Annotated in this window: 25 protein-coding genes; 19 read left to right on the forward strand and 6 right to left on the reverse strand. The window is 64.3% G+C overall.

Annotated features, from left to right (window positions below; genetic code table 11):
• Window positions 1-181 precede the first annotated feature (181 nt).
• Complete coding sequence (locus CKO35_RS16235) at window positions 182-568, reverse strand: TnsA endonuclease N-terminal domain-containing protein (RefSeq protein ID WP_200177162.1); 387 nt, start codon at window positions 566-568, stop codon at window positions 182-184.
• A gap of 235 nt (window positions 569-803) precedes the next feature.
• On the opposite strand from CKO35_RS16235, the gene CKO35_RS16240 reads away from it, so the two are divergent.
• The 14 genes from CKO35_RS16240 to CKO35_RS16305 are packed head-to-tail and all read left to right on the forward strand — an operon-like array spanning window position 804 to window position 13302.
• Window positions 804-1100 carry an integrative conjugative element protein, RAQPRD family gene (locus CKO35_RS16240; protein WP_200177163.1) on the forward strand — a complete coding sequence of 99 codons (297 nt, stop codon included), beginning with the start codon at window positions 804-806 and terminating at the stop codon, window positions 1098-1100.
• A gap of 1 nt (window position 1101) precedes the next feature.
• Window positions 1102-1335 (forward strand): TIGR03758 family integrating conjugative element protein, encoded by a 234-nt coding sequence (locus CKO35_RS16245; protein ID WP_200177164.1) that lies wholly within the window; start codon window positions 1102-1104, stop codon window positions 1333-1335.
• 24 nt (window positions 1336-1359) lie between these two features.
• Window positions 1360-1728 carry a TIGR03745 family integrating conjugative element membrane protein gene (locus CKO35_RS16250; RefSeq protein WP_200177165.1) on the forward strand — a complete coding sequence of 123 codons (369 nt, stop codon included), beginning with the start codon at window positions 1360-1362 and terminating at the stop codon, window positions 1726-1728.
• A 13-nt stretch (window positions 1729-1741) separates the two neighbouring features.
• Entirely contained in the window at window positions 1742-2098 is a 357-nt protein-coding gene (locus CKO35_RS16255; RefSeq protein ID WP_200177166.1) for a TIGR03750 family conjugal transfer protein, read from the forward strand.
• Complete coding sequence (locus tag CKO35_RS16260) at window positions 2095-2727, forward strand: PFL_4703 family integrating conjugative element protein (protein ID WP_200177167.1); 633 nt, start codon at window positions 2095-2097, stop codon at window positions 2725-2727. The genes CKO35_RS16255 and CKO35_RS16260 overlap by 4 nt, the downstream gene beginning before the upstream one ends.
• 2 nt (window positions 2728-2729) lie before the next feature.
• On the forward strand, window positions 2730-3524 hold the full coding sequence (locus CKO35_RS16265; RefSeq protein ID WP_200177168.1) for a TIGR03749 family integrating conjugative element protein: 795 nt from the start codon (window positions 2730-2732) through the stop codon (window positions 3522-3524).
• A complete protein-coding gene (locus tag CKO35_RS16270; RefSeq protein ID WP_200177169.1) occupies window positions 3524-5002 on the forward strand; it encodes a TIGR03752 family integrating conjugative element protein in 1479 nt (492 codons plus the stop codon). The genes CKO35_RS16265 and CKO35_RS16270 overlap by 1 nt, the downstream gene beginning before the upstream one ends.
• A complete protein-coding gene (locus CKO35_RS16275) occupies window positions 4962-5366 on the forward strand; it encodes a TIGR03751 family conjugal transfer lipoprotein (protein ID WP_200177170.1) in 405 nt (134 codons plus the stop codon). The genes CKO35_RS16270 and CKO35_RS16275 overlap by 41 nt, the downstream gene beginning before the upstream one ends.
• Window positions 5363-8296, forward strand: a complete 2934-nt coding sequence (locus CKO35_RS16280) for a conjugative transfer ATPase (RefSeq protein ID WP_338031820.1) — start codon at window positions 5363-5365, stop codon at window positions 8294-8296. The genes CKO35_RS16275 and CKO35_RS16280 overlap by 4 nt, the downstream gene beginning before the upstream one ends.
• Window positions 8293-8751, forward strand: a complete 459-nt coding sequence (locus CKO35_RS16285) for a TIGR03757 family integrating conjugative element protein (protein WP_200177171.1) — start codon at window positions 8293-8295, stop codon at window positions 8749-8751. The genes CKO35_RS16280 and CKO35_RS16285 overlap by 4 nt, the downstream gene beginning before the upstream one ends.
• Window positions 8741-9976, forward strand: coding sequence for a TIGR03756 family integrating conjugative element protein (locus CKO35_RS16290; protein ID WP_200177172.1), 1236 nt, complete (start codon window positions 8741-8743; stop codon window positions 9974-9976). The genes CKO35_RS16285 and CKO35_RS16290 overlap by 11 nt, the downstream gene beginning before the upstream one ends.
• Window positions 9958-11391 (forward strand): integrating conjugative element protein, encoded by a 1434-nt coding sequence (locus CKO35_RS16295; protein ID WP_200177173.1) that lies wholly within the window; start codon window positions 9958-9960, stop codon window positions 11389-11391. The genes CKO35_RS16290 and CKO35_RS16295 overlap by 19 nt, the downstream gene beginning before the upstream one ends.
• On the forward strand, window positions 11388-11729 hold the full coding sequence (locus CKO35_RS16300) for a histidine kinase (RefSeq protein WP_200177174.1): 342 nt from the start codon (window positions 11388-11390) through the stop codon (window positions 11727-11729). The genes CKO35_RS16295 and CKO35_RS16300 overlap by 4 nt, the downstream gene beginning before the upstream one ends.
• 25 nt (window positions 11730-11754) lie before the next feature.
• Entirely contained in the window at window positions 11755-13302 is a 1548-nt protein-coding gene (locus CKO35_RS16305; protein ID WP_200177175.1) for a conjugal transfer protein TraG N-terminal domain-containing protein, read from the forward strand.
• Window positions 13303-13384: 82 nt separating this feature from the next.
• Here the strand turns inward: CKO35_RS16305 and CKO35_RS16310 are convergent, their stop codons facing one another.
• From CKO35_RS16310 to CKO35_RS16320, 3 genes are all read right to left on the reverse strand, one after another.
• Window positions 13385-13702, reverse strand: coding sequence for a hypothetical protein (locus tag CKO35_RS16310; protein WP_200177176.1), 318 nt, complete (start codon window positions 13700-13702; stop codon window positions 13385-13387).
• A gap of 236 nt (window positions 13703-13938) precedes the next feature.
• Entirely contained in the window at window positions 13939-14223 is a 285-nt protein-coding gene (locus tag CKO35_RS16315) for a type II toxin-antitoxin system mRNA interferase toxin, RelE/StbE family (RefSeq protein WP_200177177.1), read from the reverse strand.
• Window positions 14220-14501, reverse strand: coding sequence for an antitoxin of toxin-antitoxin stability system (locus CKO35_RS16320; RefSeq protein ID WP_200177178.1), 282 nt, complete (start codon window positions 14499-14501; stop codon window positions 14220-14222). Before CKO35_RS16320 ends, CKO35_RS16315 begins: the two co-directional genes overlap by 4 nt.
• Before the next feature lie 183 nt (window positions 14502-14684).
• Here CKO35_RS16320 and CKO35_RS16325 point away from each other — a divergent pair, with 183 nt between their 5' ends.
• The 5 genes from CKO35_RS16325 (at window position 14685) to CKO35_RS16345 (ending at window position 16654) form a co-directional block, all read left to right on the forward strand.
• Entirely contained in the window at window positions 14685-14942 is a 258-nt protein-coding gene (locus CKO35_RS16325; protein WP_200177179.1) for a FitA-like ribbon-helix-helix domain-containing protein, read from the forward strand.
• A complete protein-coding gene (locus CKO35_RS16330) occupies window positions 14939-15364 on the forward strand; it encodes a type II toxin-antitoxin system VapC family toxin (protein ID WP_200177180.1) in 426 nt (141 codons plus the stop codon). The genes CKO35_RS16325 and CKO35_RS16330 overlap by 4 nt, the downstream gene beginning before the upstream one ends.
• Window positions 15361-15537 (forward strand): antitoxin PaaA2 family protein, encoded by a 177-nt coding sequence (locus tag CKO35_RS16335; protein WP_200177181.1) that lies wholly within the window; start codon window positions 15361-15363, stop codon window positions 15535-15537. Before CKO35_RS16330 ends, CKO35_RS16335 begins: the two co-directional genes overlap by 4 nt.
• Before the next feature lie 554 nt (window positions 15538-16091).
• The gene (locus CKO35_RS16340) at window positions 16092-16370 is read left to right on the forward strand and encodes a type II toxin-antitoxin system RelE/ParE family toxin (RefSeq protein ID WP_200177182.1); all 279 of its coding nucleotides are present in this window, start codon (window positions 16092-16094) and stop codon (window positions 16368-16370) included.
• Between the two features lie 11 nt (window positions 16371-16381).
• Window positions 16382-16654, forward strand: a complete 273-nt coding sequence (locus CKO35_RS16345; protein WP_025281655.1) for a HigA family addiction module antitoxin — start codon at window positions 16382-16384, stop codon at window positions 16652-16654.
• A 206-nt stretch (window positions 16655-16860) separates the two neighbouring features.
• Here CKO35_RS16345 and CKO35_RS16350 read toward each other — a convergent pair whose 3' ends face one another.
• A complete protein-coding gene (locus CKO35_RS16350) occupies window positions 16861-17376 on the reverse strand; it encodes a type II toxin-antitoxin system YhaV family toxin (RefSeq protein WP_200177183.1) in 516 nt (171 codons plus the stop codon).
• Window positions 17373-17702: a type II toxin-antitoxin system PrlF family antitoxin gene (locus tag CKO35_RS16355; protein WP_200177184.1), complete on the reverse strand. Its 330-nt coding sequence runs from the start codon at window positions 17700-17702 to the stop codon at window positions 17373-17375. Before CKO35_RS16355 ends, CKO35_RS16350 begins: the two co-directional genes overlap by 4 nt.
• Between the last annotated feature and the right edge of the window lie 588 nt (window positions 17703-18290).

The raw sequence follows: 18290 nt of genomic DNA on the forward strand, positions 1-18290 counted from the left end.
GGTTACGGACTGCCGGACTTCGCAGAGGAACTCAACTACGGGGTCGATCTATCAACCATCTGAGGGTGGTATCAGGTTGGTGGGGTGAAGGTGCCCCATCAACCATTAAATCCGTATACCCGAAAATTCATCCAGAATAAAACGCTTTGGGTTTTTCAAGTCAGATGAGCTTACCATTTTCTTACTCCCGTCTCTTTGCTGAATTTTTGATCAATTGCAACGCCGTGTCGATGCCCGGTGTCCACAGTGAGGTCCACTCGTCCTTCAGGTTGGCACGGTACTTCACCTCAAAGATCACGCGTTCGCCATCCCCGTACTCCACGAGGAAGTCGGGCGTGTAGTGACGTTCCCGACCGTTCGCATCCGTGAACGTGATGCGACACGGCTGCTCCAGAACATCCTCCACCGCCAAGTCAAAATCGAGCAAGACCAGGAAATCCCGCTCCAACGAGGACTCGAAGGGGATCGATTTTCCGCCAAAGGCGACCCGCCCAGTCACGCTCCAGCGGCTCGTACCGATGGATCGCACAGGGCGCATCGAAGTCAGTCCGTTAATTTCTTGTTCCATGTCAATCCAGTCCGGCCTATTCCTATTATCTGGTCAGGTCAATTCTTGTTGGAATCGCTGCATGTCATTGATCAATGATAGCTGCAATCGGCATTTTTTGTAGAATTCACAGAAACTCAGAAAAGAACCATGCCGCGCCTTCCGGAAATTACCTCGCGACCAAAAAACGTTTTTCCATTGCCGCCGCTGACCCGGCCGGGGAACGATGGCCCCATCGGCAACAGGAGTACGGGTCATGCGGTTCACACCATTCCTGATCATTCTCTCTCTGGCCCTGCCGGCACAGGCAGGGGCTTCCAGTTCGGACGCTGAGCGGGCGCATCTGGCCCGACTGGCCGCGGAGCTGGCGGCCCTGGCGCCCCTGATCGACGAGGCCGAGCACCACGCCAACCCGGATGCCCGCATCCGCTTCCAGTACGACTGGCTGCGCCAGGACCTGGAACGGGTGCAGCAGGGCATCCGCGAGCACCTGCAGGCCCCCCGAGCCGAACCGCGCCAGGTCCCGCCCCTGCGCGGCGACTACCGGCGTTGACATGAACAGCGCCCAGCACACCGCGTTTCAGGCCGGGTCCGGGGTCAGCGCCGACACCCTGCTGCTCGCCATCGCCAGTATTTCCGCCGTGCTCTACCTCACCTGGCTGGCCTGGATCGCCCTGACCCAGTACCGGGCCTGGAACGCCGAACGGACCACCGCCTTTGACATGACCTGGACCATCATCCGAGCCAGCATCCTCGTCCTGCTGCTCGGGTATTTCCTCAGACCGTAGGGATTTACCAAGGAGGCAGTACCCATGTTCAAGCAACTGCAAGACAAGACCCGGCGCACCCTGACCACCCTGACCGGGGCCGGACTGCTGGCCGCGGCCGGCAGTGGTCAGGCCAACCTGCCCACCCCCATCAATCCCGAGTCAGGCAGTTATCAGGATGGCAACTGGCTGCAGCTGATCAAGGGCTACATCGGCGATGGCGCGGTGATCCTGGGTCTGGCCATCGCCATCGTCGGCCTGTTGTGGGTGGCCTACACCGCAGTGGCCAAGTTCAACGAGTGCCGCACCGGCAAGGCGGAGTGGAGCGAGCTGGGGGTCCTGGGCATCGTCGGCGCCGCGGTGCTGCTGTTCATCATGTTCCTGCTCAACGAAGCGGCCAAGATCATCACTTGATGGTGACATCACCATGACGGAGTCGATTCTGCTCAGAGCCGACCGCCTCAACGGCGAGCCCCCCATCTTCCGGGGGTGCTCGTCCAGTGAGCTGGTCATCCTTGTGATCCTGGGAGCCGTGGTCTGGATCCCCGTCGGACTGCTGGCGGGTCTCCTGATCGGCGCCCCGCTGATGGGAGTGGGCTTTGCGGGCCTGTTCATCATCGGCACCGTCTTCGTCGCCGCCACCCTGTTCCAGCGCATCAAGCGCGGGCGCCCGGACGGCTATTACCAGCACCGTCTGCTGTTCTGGGCCGAGGATCTGGGGCTGCGCCGTGCCGGATTCATTCGCCGGGGTGGCACCTGGGACCTGGGCAGGAGGTGCCCATGACCTATCACCGCGAGATCCAGAACGTACGCGCCCACATCCACACCCTGCGCATCGCCCTGGGGGTGGTGGCCCTGCTGGCCCTGTTCATGGGATGGGGATGGCACAACGCGCCACGGCAGTTGACCGTACACATCCCCCCGGATCTGCGTGCCGGCTCCACCCAGCCGGCCAACGAGGTCCCCCGGGCCAACGTCTACGCCTTCGCCCACTACATCTTTCAGCAACTCAACCGCTGGCCGGAGGACGGCAGCAAGGACTACGGCGGCAACCTCTTTCGTCTGGCCGCCTACCTCACTCCGCGCTTTCGCGAAGAGCTGCAGCGGGATCTGGAGCAGCGTGGTCGCCGGGGTGAGCTGTCCGGTCGGATGCGGGGGGTGCGGGAGCTCCCCGGCGCGGGCTTTGAGAACCGCCGGGTCCAGGTGCTGCGGGACGGCGAGGCCTGGGTGGTGTGGCTGGACCTGGAGATCAGCGAGTCGGTCCGGGGCATGCCGGTCAAGGAAATGACCCTGCGCTATCCCCTGCGCGTGGTGCGCTACGACGTGGACCCGGAACGTAATCCCTGGGGCCTGGCCCTGGACGGCTTCGAGGGCCGCGGCCCGGAACGCATCCGCGGCGATGAGGGGGAATGAACATGCAACGACTCAAGGACTGCCTGCCGCTGGGCCTGCTGCTGTGGTGTCTGGGTACCGCGCCGGGGCTGGCCGCCGATCCGGCCGCTCCCCCCGACCGGGTGGTGTGGGACCGCACCCCGATCCGGGTGGTCCTGCCGGTGGGGGCCGAGCGCCTGGTGCACTTTCCCAGCGCCGCCGTGCGGGTGGGCGTGCCGGCCCATCTGCCGCTGCGCACCCTGAGCGTGGACGGCACGGTGTACTGGCAGGCCGCCGCCCCTTTCGAGACCACCCGCGTCGTCGTCCAGACCCTGGACGAGGACGGCGGCCATATCCTGCTGGACCTGGAGGCCCGGGAGGCGGCCCCGGACGTCCCGCTGCAGATCCTGCGCCCGGCCGGGCGACCGGTCGATCCGCCGGCCACCCCGGCGCCGGCGCCCCACCCGATGCTGGACTATGTGGCCCTGACCCGCTTTGCCGCCCAGCAGATGTATGCCCCGGCACGGCTGCGACCCGATGAGACTCAGCTGCGCCGGGTGCCGGTGAGCCGCGAGGCCATCCCCCTGCTGCGGGGCGGGGCCGTGGCGGCCACGCCCCTGATCGCCTGGCGCCACGGCGGCCTGTACCTGACCGTGGTCCGCCTGCAGAACCAGGCTGACCAGGCCCAGATCCTGGACCCCCGGGATCTGCGCGGTGACTGGCTCGCCGCCACCTTCCAGCATGCCCGCCTGTTGCCCCGGGGCGATGAGGCGGACACCACCGCCGTCTATCTGATCTCACGCCGCCCCCTGGCCGAGACCCTGGGAGGACTGCGCTGATGGCCGCCATCCACAGTAATCGACTGATCCCCGTCGTCGGCGGCATCGTCGCCCTGATGGCCCTGTTCGTGCTGCTGCGAGCCTGCGGCACCGATGCCGGAGACGATGTGCTGATGCGGGAGGTGCCCCGCGCCCCGTCGCCGGACGCGGACTCGCCGGCGGAGACCGTCCGCACCCTCGTCGCGGAAGTGGCCCATGTGCGATCCACCAGCGATGCCATCCGCGAGGAGAATGAACGCCTGCTGCGGGAGCTGCAGCGCCGGGATCAGCAGCTGGACCGGGAGGTGAGCCGCCGGGTGACCCAGGAACTGGAGCGCCAGGGCGCCCGCGACCGCGGCGGCCTGGATGCGGTGATGGAGCGGATCGAGCGCCTGTCGGGGCGGGTGGAGGACATCTCCCAACGGCCCGCCACGCCCACACCACCCGATGACGATGCCTGGGACATCCCTGTCGGCCTGGGCCTGGACGGGGATCGGCCCGGCCGTGGGCGGCTGACCGCTCCGCCCCGAACCGAGACCGTGACCTGGGTGGAACCGCTGGGCTGGGAGGACAACAGTGCCGGCCAGGCCCGCCGCACCCTGGCCGGAACCGGTCGGGTGCTGGAGACGGGCCGCACCCGGGTGACTGATCCCCCGCGCCGCGACACGCCCACCGTGGATCGAGGCACCCGCACCCTGGACCGCTATGCCGGTACCGATCTGTCCGCCGAAGCCGAACGGCGCCCGGTCTACACCGTCCCCCGCAATGCCACCCTGGTGGGTTCCACCGCCATGACCGCCCTCATCGGCCGCATCCCCCGGCGCGGCACGGTGGAGGACCCGATGCAGTTCAAGATCATCCAGGGCCGCGACAACCTGGCCGCCAACGGCCTCACCATCCCGGGAGTGGAGGGCATGGTCTGGAGCGGCACCGCCACCGGGGACTGGAACCTGTCCTGTGTACGCGGGCAACTGGACTCGGTGACCTTCATCTTCGCCGACGGCACAGTGCGCACCCTGCCCGACCCCGACCCGGCCACGGGGGTGGGCGAGCCCCGCGGCGGCACCGGGGATAGCGAGCCCCTGGGCTGGATCTCCGATGCCCGCGGCTATCCCTGCATCAGCGGCGAGCGGGTCACCAACGCCCCCCAGTTCCTCGCCTCCCGCGCCGGGCTGGTGGGCCTGCAGGCGGCGGCCGAGGCCCTGGCCGCCGGCGAGACCACCACCACCCTCACCAGTGACGGCACCCGCATCGGCACGATCACCGGCGACCAGGGCCGCTATATCGCCGGCCGCACGCTCTCCGGCGGCACCGAGGAAGTGGTGCGCTGGCTGATCGAGCGCCAGGAACAGAGCTTTGATGCCGTGGTGACCCGGCCCGGCGTGGCGGTCAGCCTGCACATCGACCGGGAGCTGCGCATCGATCATGTCCCCGAACCCACCGGCCGGAGGCTCACGTATGAGTACGACTCGGATACTGGCGCTTTGCGCCTCAATTAGCCTGCTGGGCGCCTGTGCCACCGGCACCAAGGATACGATCCTGCCCCAGGACGGACCTCCGATGCTGGAGATCTATCGGGAGCACCTGCAGGCCATGGGACGGCATGACGCGGATCAGGCCCGGGAAGACCTGGGCCAGTACCGGGGCCGATCCCTGGTGGATGGTGAGGGAGATCTGGCCGGCTACACCCGGGAGGCAGCCGACGAGATCGAGGCCCGCTTCCCGCGGCTGCCCAACCCGACCCTGGTGATGTATGTCTTCCCTCACCTGAGCGGGCCGGACGGAGTGCCGGTGCCGGGCCATGCCACCGCCTTCCCCCTGTTCCTGCGCACCCACTACGCCCTGCCGGGAGAAGCCCCGTGATCGGTCTGCTGCGCAAGGCCTTCTCCTCCGGACAGCCCGTCGGCGAACAGCCCACCGACCGGGAGACCGCAGCCCCCTCCCCCGCCGCCCCCGGGACGCCACCCGACGAGGGCGGCCAGACACCGGACCACCCCGGCCAGCACTGGATCCACGACGTGCGCGGACCGCTGAAACAGCATCAGTGGGAACGCCTGTACCAGCGACCGGACGCCTTCACCGACCTGCTGCCCTGGTCCCACTACGACCCCAAGACCCAGGCATTCCTGCTGGAAGACTGGCGCAGCGTCGGTGCCCTGTTCGAACTCACCCCGGTGGCCACCGAGGCGGCCACCGAGGACAGCCTGCAAACCCTGGCCGAGCAGTTGCAGAACGTGGTGGCCGAGGCCATCCCGGAGGAAGACGGCGCCCCCTGGGTGCTGCAGTGCTATGTCCAGGACGATCATGACCTGAGCGGCTTTCTGAAAGACCTGGAGGCCTATGCCGCCGAGCGGGTGGACCCGGACAACGCCATGACCCAGGACTACCTGCGCATCATGGCGGCCCATCTGGCCCGGCTGGGGCGTTCGGACGGCCTGTTCGTGGACACCACCGTCACCGGCGCCCGCTGGCATGCCCGCCGACGCCGGATCCGCGCCACCCTGTACCGACGCCTGCGGCCGGGGACGGTCCTGCGCGGCGGTGCCACCACCGTGGAAGAGGCCCTGAACGAGGTCTGCAATCGCCTGGTCGCGGCCCTGCACGCCGCCGGTCTCAAGGCCCGCCGCGGCGATGACCAGGATCTCTACGAGTGGCTGTTCCCCTGGCTCAATCCCCGCCCCCACTTGCCGGCGGGGCAGCCTCCCCTGGCGGCGGCCCCCTGGCCGGGGCGCGACCGGCTGCCGTTCAACCTGGACCTGTCCGAGATGCTGGTCCTGGGGACCCCGGGGTCCGTCGCCCCCACCGCCCGCCGAACCGGCGGCCTGCTGCGGGGCCTGATGGGTGGTAACTGCACTCGCTCCGGCGCCAGGGCCGGGGCCTGGTGGCTGGACGGCCTGCCCCACCGCTGCCTGACGGTGCAGGGCCTGCGGGCCGCGCCCAAGCCCGGACAGCTCACCGGGGAACGGCGCAGCGGCGACCACATCAACACGGTGTTCGACCTGATGCCGGCGCACACCATCATGGCCATGACACTCATCATCCGGCCCCAGGACGAGATCCGCAATCACATCACCCGGATCAAGAATGCCTCGAAAGTGGAGACCGCCGAGGCGGCGGTGGCGCTGGAACAGTGCGAGGTGGCCGAACGGGAACTGGCCCGGGGCAACAAGCTCTACCCGGTCAACTTGGCATTCTACGTGCGCGGCGAGGACCTGGACGATCTGCGACGCAAGGTCACCGACACCCAGGCCGTACTGATCAACCGCGGCCTGCAATTGATCGAGCCGGAGGCGGACCTGCTGGCCCTGGACAGCTACATCCGCAACCTGCCGATGAACTACGACCCGGTGGTGGATCAGCGCACCCGGCGCTCGCGCCTGATGTACACCAGCCAGATCGCCAACCTGGTACCCCTCTACGGCCGCGGCCGCGGCACCGGCCACCCGGGCCTGACCTACTTCAACCGCGGCGGCGAACCCCTCACCTTCGACCCGCTCAACAAGGCCGACCGGGCCAAGAATGCCTTTGCCCTCATCGTCGGCCCCATGGGCGCGGGCAAGTCCGCCTGGCTGGTCCACGCCATGATGCAGCTGGCCGCCCTCTACCGGCCGCGGATCTTCATCATCGAGAAGGGCGACTCGTTCGGCCTGCTGGGCAAGTATTTTGCCAGCCGGGGCCTGTCGGTGAATCAGGTCTCCCTCAAGCCGGGGGTGCAGTTGTCCCTCAACCCCTTTGCCGACGCCCTGCGCCTGCTGCAGGACGCCCGGGCCGATGCCCTGGTGGAACAGGTGGACATCGATGAGAGCGAAGACGCCGATGAAGGCGAGGATGACGATGCCGAAGACAAGGAGCGCGACATCCTCGGCGAGATGGAGATCGCCGCCCGGGTGATGATCACCGGTGGCGAGAAGAAGGAAGACGAGCGCCTGACCCGGGCCGACCGGCTGCTGATCCGGCGCGCCATCCTCGGTGGCGCCCGCCTGGCCCAGGCGGCACACCAGGACCAGGCCCTGCCGGAGAACGTGGTGGCCGCCCTGCGCCTCGTGGCCCAGGACCCGGACCTGGCCCCGGCCCGGCAGGCACGGGCGCAGGAGATGGCCGACGGCATGGCCCTGTTCTGCGAGGGCCTGGGAGGGCAGTTCTTCAACCGCCCGGGGCGCCCCTGGCCGGACAGCGACGTCACCATCGTCGACATGGGGATCTTCGCCAACGAGGGCTACGAGGACCTGCTGGCGGTGGCCTACATCGGCCTGATGAACCGCATCCATGCCTTGGTTGAAGCCCGTCAGCATGAGGCTCGCCAGACCTTGGTGGTCACCGATGAAGGCCACATCATCACCACCAACCCGCTGCTGGCCCCCTACGTCATCAAGATCGTGAAGATGTGGCGCAAGCTGGGGGCCTGGTTCTGGATCGCCACCCAGAATCTGGAAGATTTTCCCAACGAGTCGCGCAAGATGCTCACCACCATGGAGTGGTGGATCCTGCTCACCCTCACCCGCGACGAGGTGGAACAGGTGGCCCGCTTCAAGGCGTTGACGCCGGAACAGAAGGCCCTGATCGCCTCGGCCACCAAGTCCCCCGGGCGCTACACCGAAGGCGCGGTACTGGCCGACCGGGTGCAGGCGCTGTTTCGCAACATACCGCCGCCGGAGGCCCTGGCCCTGGCCATGACCGAGAAGCACGAGAAGGCCGAGCGGGCACGGATCATGGCGGAGTTGGGCTGCAGCGACGTGGAGGCGGCGCTGGAAGTGGCCAAGGGTCTGGGTGAACACTGGGGGGATGCGCCATGACGCGGTTTGGCATCTGGCTGTCGATACTGAGTCTGTGTTGGGCCGCCCCGGTCACGGCCTCCCAACCCGCCCGGGTTCCCACCCTGGTCGAGGTCTTTGTCGCGCCCGGACAGGCTCAACACCTGGAAGGCAAGCAGGGACTCCAGCGTCGGGGCATCGAGATCCGCATCCATGACATGGGGGCCCTGACTGCGCTGGAAGCGGATTTGAGCCGGGGGCTGCCCGCCGACCCGGCCCAGGCCATGGCTCAGGCCAGACAACGGTTCCAGCGCGCCCAGGCCGACCCCGCATTCCAGAACCGGCTGCATGCGGCCATCGGGCCACTGGTGCGCGCCACTGAACTGGGCATCGATCGCTTGCCCGCGGTGGTGATCAATCAGGAGGCCATTGTCTATGGCGAGATCCATCTGCCCCGGGCGCTTGAACACTATCAAAGGTGGCGCCATGAACGGTAAGCGGCGCGGGATTCTCACCCTGTCCGTGCTGGCAGGGATGGTGATGATGCCTGTCCACACCGCGGCAGAAAGCATCAACAGCGCAACGATCGCGGCCAGGACGGCGGCGGGAACCTTGAGCTGCGTCCGCTGGCAACCGCTCGGGGTGTGCTTCTGGCTGTCCTGCGGTTTGTCCGGCTGCAGCATCCGCACCTCCCTGAAAGTGGGACATTACGCCCCCGACCTGGTGGTGGGGGTCTATCGCCAGCTGGGTGAAACACCCTGGGTGGAAGTCCGCAACAGCCTGGGCCTGACCTCCGACGTGGCCGCAAGACAGCTGGTACAGCAGTTGGCCGGCATCCAACCCGGCGGTGGCCAGGGCACCGAACGCCGGGCAGCACGGGATCATTCCACCCTGCTGTACAAGGAAGCGGATGCCTATGGCCATCCCACCGGCCTCAGTGGACTGGTGAGCCTGGTCAACGACGGTGCGGGACTGAGCTGGATCGAAAACCATATCAACACCGGCTTCGACTTCCAGAACGAATGGGACGAGGAGAACCAGATGTTCCTGGAAACCGTCGATCCCGCGGAAGCCGCCGCGGAAGCCCAATCGCGCGTTCAGAACCTGGGCGCGGGCACGATCGGCCAGCTTCAGGGCATGTTCAACCAGACGATCTCGCTGCTGTGCCCCAGGATACCTTCACTTGCCGCCCAGTATTTCCACTCAGGCCTGGATGCGGTGGCCTGGCGCTGGAGCCTGCCTGAATCGCTTTACCCGCAGGCCCTCACGCCAGGTAGCCGGGAGCTGGGGGTATTCCCGCTCTACACCTGGGGCTCGATTTACCCCCGCGATGGCTTTGTCCTGCAAACCGACGATGCCAAGGCCGCCGCCCTGGTGGCTCAACGAGTGGGGGACGTGGTGACCCGGAGCGGTCAACCCCATGTCTATCGCTACCTGCAGTCCGGCGGAGCGGGTAACCACGACGGATTTCGTGTCTGGTACCCCGCCCCGTTGATGGAGCGTGACAGTAAAACCGGAGACTGGCAGATGCTCACCCCCAGGACGGACAGTGGCTGCCAGGTCTTTGGCCAGAACGATCTGAATCAGGCCGCCAGTTGGGGGGTGGGCCGCATTGCCGGCCCGACGGAAGGCAACTATGCCTGGAACCTTTGGCGCCCCTATTCCTGTTGCAGCCGACACGGCTCATGGATTGGTGAAATCACATGGTCATCTTACCCGTAGACACGCATACAACGGCGCTGCCCCTGTTCCGCCCAGCGCGGGGCATTCGTCATATCCCGCTCATCATCGCGCTCGCCCTGCCCCTGACCAGTCAGGCGCAGGTCTACTCCGTGAGTCCATCGTCCCCGGACAACAGCTGGCTGTATTACGAGATCGGTGGTGGCCAGGCCTTCACCCGCGCCCCCAACCCGGTGGTGAACTCGGTCACCCTGGGCGCCGGCGCCGAGTTGGGGATGGGCTACAGTTGCGCTGCCTTCAATCCGGTCGTGAGCGTCACCAACCAGCTCAACCAATTGCGGGACGGGGTCGATGCCCTGTCCAACCAGATGGCGGGCGCGGCCAATGCCGCCATCGCCGCCCTGCCCGCCTACATCCTGCAGCGCGCCAATCCCGGTCTCTATGACCTGTTCCAGAATGCCCTGCTGCGGGCCGAGGAGCGCTTCCAGCTGGCCACCAAGACCTGCGAACAGATGGAGGCCGAGATCGCCCAGGGCAAGGACCCGTTTCAGGAGTGGGTCGTTCTGTCCAAAGGCCACAGCTGGCGAAAGGCCATGGGCACCGGCGGCGTCAACGGGGATGGGGACATCGTCACCACCAAAACCGCCATCGAGCAGAATCCGGGCAAGGATGGTCTGCCCTGGCTGGATGGACAGCGGGGCGGTGCCGGGCAACCCCCGATCCGCGTCGTCACCGACGTGGTCCGGGCCGGCTACAACATCAGTGCTGAGCGCCCACCCCATGCCGGGGGCACTGCCTTCAGTACCACGGACCCCACTGCTCCGCCCATGGCCCGTTACTGGACTTCGCCGATGTCGGCCGCTGAATGGGCCGTGCGGCTGCTGGGGGAGGAGGACATTCCCACCTGCCATGACGCCAACTGCCCTCCTCGCCAGTCCACCCCGGGCCTGGGCCTGACCCGCCTGGTTCAGGAAACCCGGTCAACCCTGCTGCCGGATCTTTATGATTTGGTGAACGGTAGCGTCCCGCTTAGCACCCAGAATCTGTCCGCTGTTTCCACTCCCGGGATGCCGGTGACCCCGGACCTGATCCGTTCCCTGCGCGAACTGCCGCCCGCCGAGCAGTTCATCGCGGTCGGCCGGCTGGCGGACGAGATTGCCCTGGCCGCGAATGTGGAGCGGGCCCTCTACCTGCGCCGCTTCTTCATGGCCGGCCGCATGGTCCCGGAGATCAACACCCACGGCCCCGCCCGCCAGGCCATCGAAACCAAGGTAGCGGAGCTGGAACGGGAGATCGAGAACACGTTGTTCGAGAACCGGGTACGCCAAGAGCTGGTCTCCCACACCGCCCGCACCCTGTTGCAGCATGACGCGCAGCGCCGCGCCGACTCCCGTGCGGCCACGCCCGGGGCACGGCCCGACCCCCGACCACTGGAAGACGGGGCGGTCACACCATGAACCGCCTGTTCCGGGGCATGACCGGCCTGATATTCCTGCTCACGGTCACCGTCATCCTGGCCACCCTCATCGTCCTGCTGTGGGCACAACTGGAGAGCATGGACACCATCAGCCGCCGCCTGGAGGTGGCCTCGCCCTGGTTGAGCGCCCTGCGCATCAGTCTGATCGGCCTGGTCATCGGCACCTGGCCACGTCTGGTTCCCTGGCTCACCCGTCACCCGGCCGCGCGCCGGGGCCTGCTGGCTGCCCGCTGGCGGGTGGCGGCCTGGCTGGCGATCCTGGAGATCACCCTGGGACAGGGCATGGTGGGGGAATTTCTGGCAGAGATCCTGCGCTGAGCGCCGGGAAGAAGGAGAACACGAGATGGGCGTTGACAGCTACCTGGAACTGTTCACCACCCTCTACGGGTGGCAAATGTTCAACAACATCTGGTCGATCCTGACCACAACGGGGATCGCCTTCATTCCGTTCATCGTCATCCTGATCCGCAATTTCATCGACGTGAACACCAGCATGGAAGCCAACGCCGGCAGCGCCGCATCGGTGCGGCGCATGGAGATCGAGATCGTCACCGCCCTGACCGTGGTGGTCCTGGCCGGACAGCCGGCCCTGAACCTGCAGGCCCATGAACTGCGTTACACCCCCCAGGCGACACTTTCCAATCCCACCCCTGCCACGGTCAACGCCACGAATGCCGGAACCACCTACGGCCAGGCCGGGTTCACCTCTGCACCGACCAGCGTACGCATCCCGCTCTGGTGGTACGGGGTCATGGCCCTCTCCAGCGGCGTCAATCACGCCATCGTGGCGGGGTTACCCGCCACCGGTGAAATGCGAGAGATGGAACGGGCCCTGCGAACCATGTACATCGAAAACCCGTCACTGCGCCTGGAGGTCAACAACTTCTATACCCGTTGCTACGTCCCTGCCCGCTCCAAATTCGGACGCGAGCAACCGGCCGCGGCCATCCCTATCCTCAATACCCAGGGCGTGGATGACACCGACTGGATGGGCTCCCATGTCTACCGCCAGGTACCGGGCTATTACGACATCCTGTACGCAGGCAATCCGGTCCCGGGATGGCCGGTGAACCCGGCACGAGACACGGATCAATACTGGCTCGATACCTCCATAGTGCTGGACCACGGCATCCCCTACTGCAAGGAATGGTGGGAACACCCCACCCTGGGCCTGCGTCAGAAGCTCCTGGAGGACAACACAAAGACACAGCGGGTGGTCACCTGGGTGCAATCCCAGTTCCCGGGCATGAGTGCCGAACAGCGCCGGGACCTTCTGGCCCGCAACATCCTGGAGCAGACGCCAAAATCCTACACCGCCTCACTGGGACAGGCCCGTTTTGCGGGATCCGACCCGGGATTCTGGTCCGGGGCACTGCAACTGTACCAGGGCGGCGTTGCCAGCGTAGGGTTGGTGGTCTTCTACACCACTTACCTCGAACCCACCCTCATCCTGATACTGGAGGCACTGCCGTTCATCCAGGCCCTGACCCTGATGGGGGTCTATGCCCTGCTGCCCCTGGTCCTGGTGTTCGGCATGTATCAGCCCTCAATCCTGCTGGTGGGGGCCATCGGCATCTTCACCGTCAAGTTCTGGGCCGTGCTCTGGCACCTGGCGCTGTGGGCCGACAACAACCTGCTGCGATCCCTGTATCCCGATGGGGTCTCGTTCCTGTCCACAATGGGGCCGGAACACGGTCTCAAGTCCATCCTGCTGACCATGATCGTCGCCGGCATGTACGTGACCCTACCGGCCCTGTGGACGTTGATGATGGGATGGGTGGGGTACAAGACCATGGGGGCGATCAATAGTGTGGCTGATCAGTTGTCTACGACAGTAAAAGAATCAGGAAAAAAAGGCGGGGAAGTCACTCAGAAAAAAACCAAGCTGTGATTAAGTGAAAAGATTTCAGGACCCTCGTAATTTCATATGGAGATCACCAAAGACAGGCAACCCAAAATAATAAATCAAGAATTTACAATATGTTGCCCTCATCCTCGTAATCATTTTTACCCAATACAGCTTCAGTCTGCCCAACCTTTTTGAACCCGACTCCGTAATAACAAGGGTTATCCTCAGAATCATCCGACCGAACCATCGCCCAGGCCATCCCCGCCACCAGCACGAGGAACTGAACACCGACCTTCGAGACATCCCACCCCAGACGCCCCACGGCCACGCCATATCGCCGCAGACCAATCCGGCGAATGGTTCGCACACTGGCGACCGTGACCCAGGCAACACCGGCCACCACCACCAATGGAATCATCACCAGCAATATCAGTTCCACCATGGCTGCGTCTCCCTCTGGCAACTCATGTTCTGGCCGAGCAGGCCCGAAGGCCGCCGGCACACCCTTTCACCCTGAGTTTAGCCACTCCGGCTGAACCTGCCATGAACTAGTCATCAAAATCGAAACTGAGAGCCAAGCCCCCAAATCAATTTCCGGCTACCGGGGATCTCCCGTTGGGATATCAACGAACCCCAAGTGCGCAAGCAACAATCATACGGTCTATGAACTGCACTACCCTACTTCGGAACTGGTGGCCGCTGTCGGGCGGTATGCACCAAGGTCAATACCCATACAGTTTCCCTGTCGATCTCATACACCAGCCTATAGCTTTCGTGCGGTATCAGCTCGCGGGTGCCTGCAATCTTACCTGCCTTGCCCATCATCGGATGCGCGGCCAGCCCGGCAGCCGCATCGCTGAAAAGCTCATCCATGCGAACGGCCGCGCCGGGGTTGTCGGCCGCGATGTAGTCCCAAATGTCGGCGCGGTCTTGCTCCGCCTCTGGCGTCCAACTGACTATCACGCCTGGCCTGCCGCTACCTGGTTACGCCTGGCAGCGAACACGGCTTCAACTTCATCATTCGATCGGCCGCGACCGGCACGCATCGAGGCGCGTCCGGCTTCGACCTTGCGCCGCAGGTATTCATCGTATTCGCGGGCTTGGCGGCGCTGCTCAATGTAGCCGCGCATTAGCTCGCGCATGACTTGGGAGGCCGGCCGATCTTCGCCGGCCACTTCGGCCATGAAGTCGGCGCGCAGCTCCTGTTCCAGCTTCATCGTGAAAACGGCTTTTTTTGACATGGTGCGCTCCTTTTTTAAGGTACTAACTTAGTATATACGTTGACAGTACCGCGCGCACGCTGAAATTGTCTTGAACTGTCGCGGGTTTTAGGATTTTTGCGACAGCATGCCTTGAAGTCCTTGCGATTTGATACCATCTGTGTAAAATGACATCATTGATTCAACTTACTGGAGGGCTACCAAATGGCAAACGTGAATGTAAGAAACCTGCCCGATGAGGTGCATCGGGCTATTCGAATCCAAGCCGCCCATCACGGCCGCAGCACTGAGGCTGAAATCCGCGACATTCTGGAGCGGGCAGCCAAGTCAGAAGGACGCGTGAAACTCGGCTCGTTCCTGGCTTCCATCGCCCGCGAGGCTGGCGGCCTGACCGATGAAGAACACGCACTGTTTGAAAGCGCGCGTATCAAGTCCCCGGCCCGTGCGGTGAGCTTCGAATGATCCTGCTCGATACGAACGTGATTTCGGAGCCACAGCGCCAAGAGCCCAATGCCCGCGTTCTTGATTGGATTGACGCACAAGCGCTGGAAACGCTCTACCTGTCCACGATCACAGTAGCCGAGCTGCGTGCAGGTATCGCGCTGATGCCGGCCGGAAAGCGGCGCGACCGCCTGCATGAAAACCTGGAAAAGCACTTGTTGCCGATGTTCGCCAATCGGGTGCTGTCGTTCGATATGGCTTGCACGAAGGCTTATGCCGAGCTGCTGGCCAAGTCCCGCACCGCCGGCTTGGCAGTCGAAACGGCTGATGCCTTCATTGCGGCGGTCGCCATCGCAAACGGCTTCATCGTGGCGACACGCGACACCAGTCCATTCCAGGCCGCAGGCCTCGACGTCATCAACCCTTGGGAGGCATCGCTATGAAACAACGCGAGCAGCACGACGACGCCTATAGCCGTTGGCTGGCCGCAGAGATTCAGGCCGCCATCGACGACCCCCGGCCGAGTATCCCGCATGAAGAAGTGCTGACTGCGATGGAGGCAAAGATTACCCGCCTGAAGGCGGGAGCCAATCACGTGGCACAACAGATGCCGTGAAAACGTGGTGACACCGCGGCGAGCTCGAGGCGCGATCGCTGTCACCAAACAACCCCGGCGCGCCAACGCCGGTTTATCTAGGAGTGGCGAACGATGAACAAGCAACAAGACCAAGACTTTGACACGGGATTGCCAGCGGACGAGATAGGGGGCTTTGTGGACGCGTTCTTTGAACAGTTGGAACCGAAGCCCCGGAAGGGCCGGGCATGGACCTTCGACCGGCTCAATGCGGCTTGCGACACGCCCGGAGCTGAGCCGGTTCAAGCTGTGTTGTACCCCGACGACGAAGCCGGTTTCGCGCTCTACGCGCGCCAGGGGCGCACGTTACGCGCCGTTACCTACCATGGCCGTGCAGTGCGGTTTCGTACTATCGAGAAGGCCCATCCAACGACCTGCCCGCGTTCATCTCCACCACCAACGCCCGCGAGCTGTACGGGCTATGCGAAGGCGAGACCGTGGCCGAAGCCATCACCCGCACCAGGACGAAGGGGCCGCCGTGCGTCAAGTGATGGATGTCATTGCATGGCGTATACCGATGCTATACGATCAGGAGCGTGATCAAGAGCTTCCGGCACAAAGGCCTTCGAAAATTCTTCGAGACTGGGTCCAAGGTGGGTATCCAGAGCGGGCATGCTGCCAAACTGTCCCGTCAACTCGCTGTGTTGAATCGGGCTAGCACCCCGGAGGACATGAATCTGCCGGGCTGGGCTTTGCACCCACTCAGAGGCAACCTGTCGGAGCATTGGTCCGTTTCGGTCAGCGGCAATTGGCGGCTGACCTTCAAGTTCGATAACGGTGATGCAATCCTGGTCGATTATCAGGACTACCACTGAGGAGGGTCATGATGACGATGCACAATCCACCGCACCCCGGAGAAATCCTGCGAGATGACGTGCTGCCAGCGCTGGGGCTTTCGGTGGCGGCCGCGGCTCGCGAACTGGGCGTCACGCGGGCAGCGCTGTCCCGTGTGCTTCACGGTCACGCGGGTATTTCACCAAAGATGGCTTTGCGCATCGAGCGCTGGCTGGGTGTGGAGCGAGGCGGACGTGCCGAAGTCTGGGCGGGAATGCAACTCGATTACGATCTTTGGCGTGAGCGCCACGGCAAGGCGGCTTAGTGTTGGGACTGCGGGGTATGCGCCCGAAATAACGCGATCAGTTCCACCATGGCTGCGTCTCCCTCTGGCAACTCATGCTCAGGCCGAGCAGGACCGAAGGCCGCCGACACACCCTTTCACACTGAGTTTAGCCACTCCGGCTGAACCTGCCATGAACAAGTCATCAAAATCGAGACTGAGAACCAAGCCCCCAAACCAATTTCCGGCTACCGACGGGTTGTTGCCACCCTTGCACATGATTCCTGCATCCGCTGTGACGCCTTCTGCGCCTCGGACAGGAGACGATCCCAATCATCAGGGGGATGCCCGCTGTCCAGCATCCTGCGAAACACCCGGTAGGCATCGTCACTGCTCTCGTAAGCGCGTTTAGTATCCTCGTCGTTGACCCAGGCAAACACGATCACCTTGGTTCGCGCATGGTAGCGGTAGAACAGGCGGTACTGCTGGAAGAACTTCGCCCGGAACCAATGCTTGCGATCGTCGCCAAGAGTACCGCCTTGACGATATTCTGGTCGCGCGGGGTCTTGTGGAATGATATCGAAGGCCAATTTGGTGATCGCCGCCAGTCGCTTGCTGGCGTTCTTCTTCACGTACCCGACCGGGTCTTTCTGCTTTAGAGCCTCGACCTGCTGTGACAAGGCTTCAAGTTGAGAGAGGAACAACGGGTGCGCGAAGATGGTCCAGCCGTGGATGATCAGGGGCGCGGGTTTGCCCGCGCTCATTCATCGTCTGCCGAAAGTACGGCATCAAGATCGACCTCGACGCCGCCAACCAACGACTGAAGCCGTTCGGCAAGCCCTGCATCCACGGCCTGCAAGCGCTCGGGGTGGCTGGCCATGTCGCGGGCCAGGAAGGTCAGGAACCGTTCGAGCACCGGGTCGTCGCCTTCGGAGACTTCGGCGCGCGTCAACACCACCTCGCCACTGGGGCGAATGGTGTAGTGAATCTTGTCGCGTTTGCCGAGGCGAAGAGCGCGCCGCACGGTTTCCGGCACCGTGGTCTGATACCTGTCGGTAAGCGTGGATTCGGCTTCGAGGGTAGCGGCCATGGCTCTCTCCTGAGGACCTGCCTGGGTGGATGACCAAATGGTAATGCGGTCGCATTACCTGGTCAATGCGAAGGCGCTACCTGCCCAGGCAAGCCGCGCCCTTGGGTGTGAATGAGGCAGAAGTCAGCAGACGGCATAGTAGCCAAACGCTCACCGTAATGGGTGAGACACGGTGAAGGCCCGAACCTCCGGCAACGAGAGAGACCCGCGTGTCTCAACGGACGTAATGCGCCCGACCGGGTGAAACGGCCTTGGCGATTCGTTGGGTAACCAGCGCTGAAGGTCACCATGTTTGCATGATCCTTTGAACTCCGGAGGAAACGCCCCCTGCGGACCCGCATGCGGGGTGTTGTGGAGGCCGGGGGAGAAAAACCCCCGGCTATCCGATTAGCAACCCTGGCTGACTAGCCTAAGAATCTCTTCGGGATCCTTCGATTGTTCCAACGCGCGGCCTATCTTTAAAAATGGGGTATACGGATTTAATGGTTGATGGGGCACCTTCACCCCACCAACCTGATACCACCCTCAGATGGTTGATAGATCGACCCCGTAGTTGAGTTCCTCTGCGAAGTCCGGCAGTCCGTAACC

The organism is Ectothiorhodospira shaposhnikovii (genome assembly GCF_016584105.1).
GTDB lineage: Bacteria > Pseudomonadota > Gammaproteobacteria > Ectothiorhodospirales > Ectothiorhodospiraceae > Ectothiorhodospira > Ectothiorhodospira shaposhnikovii.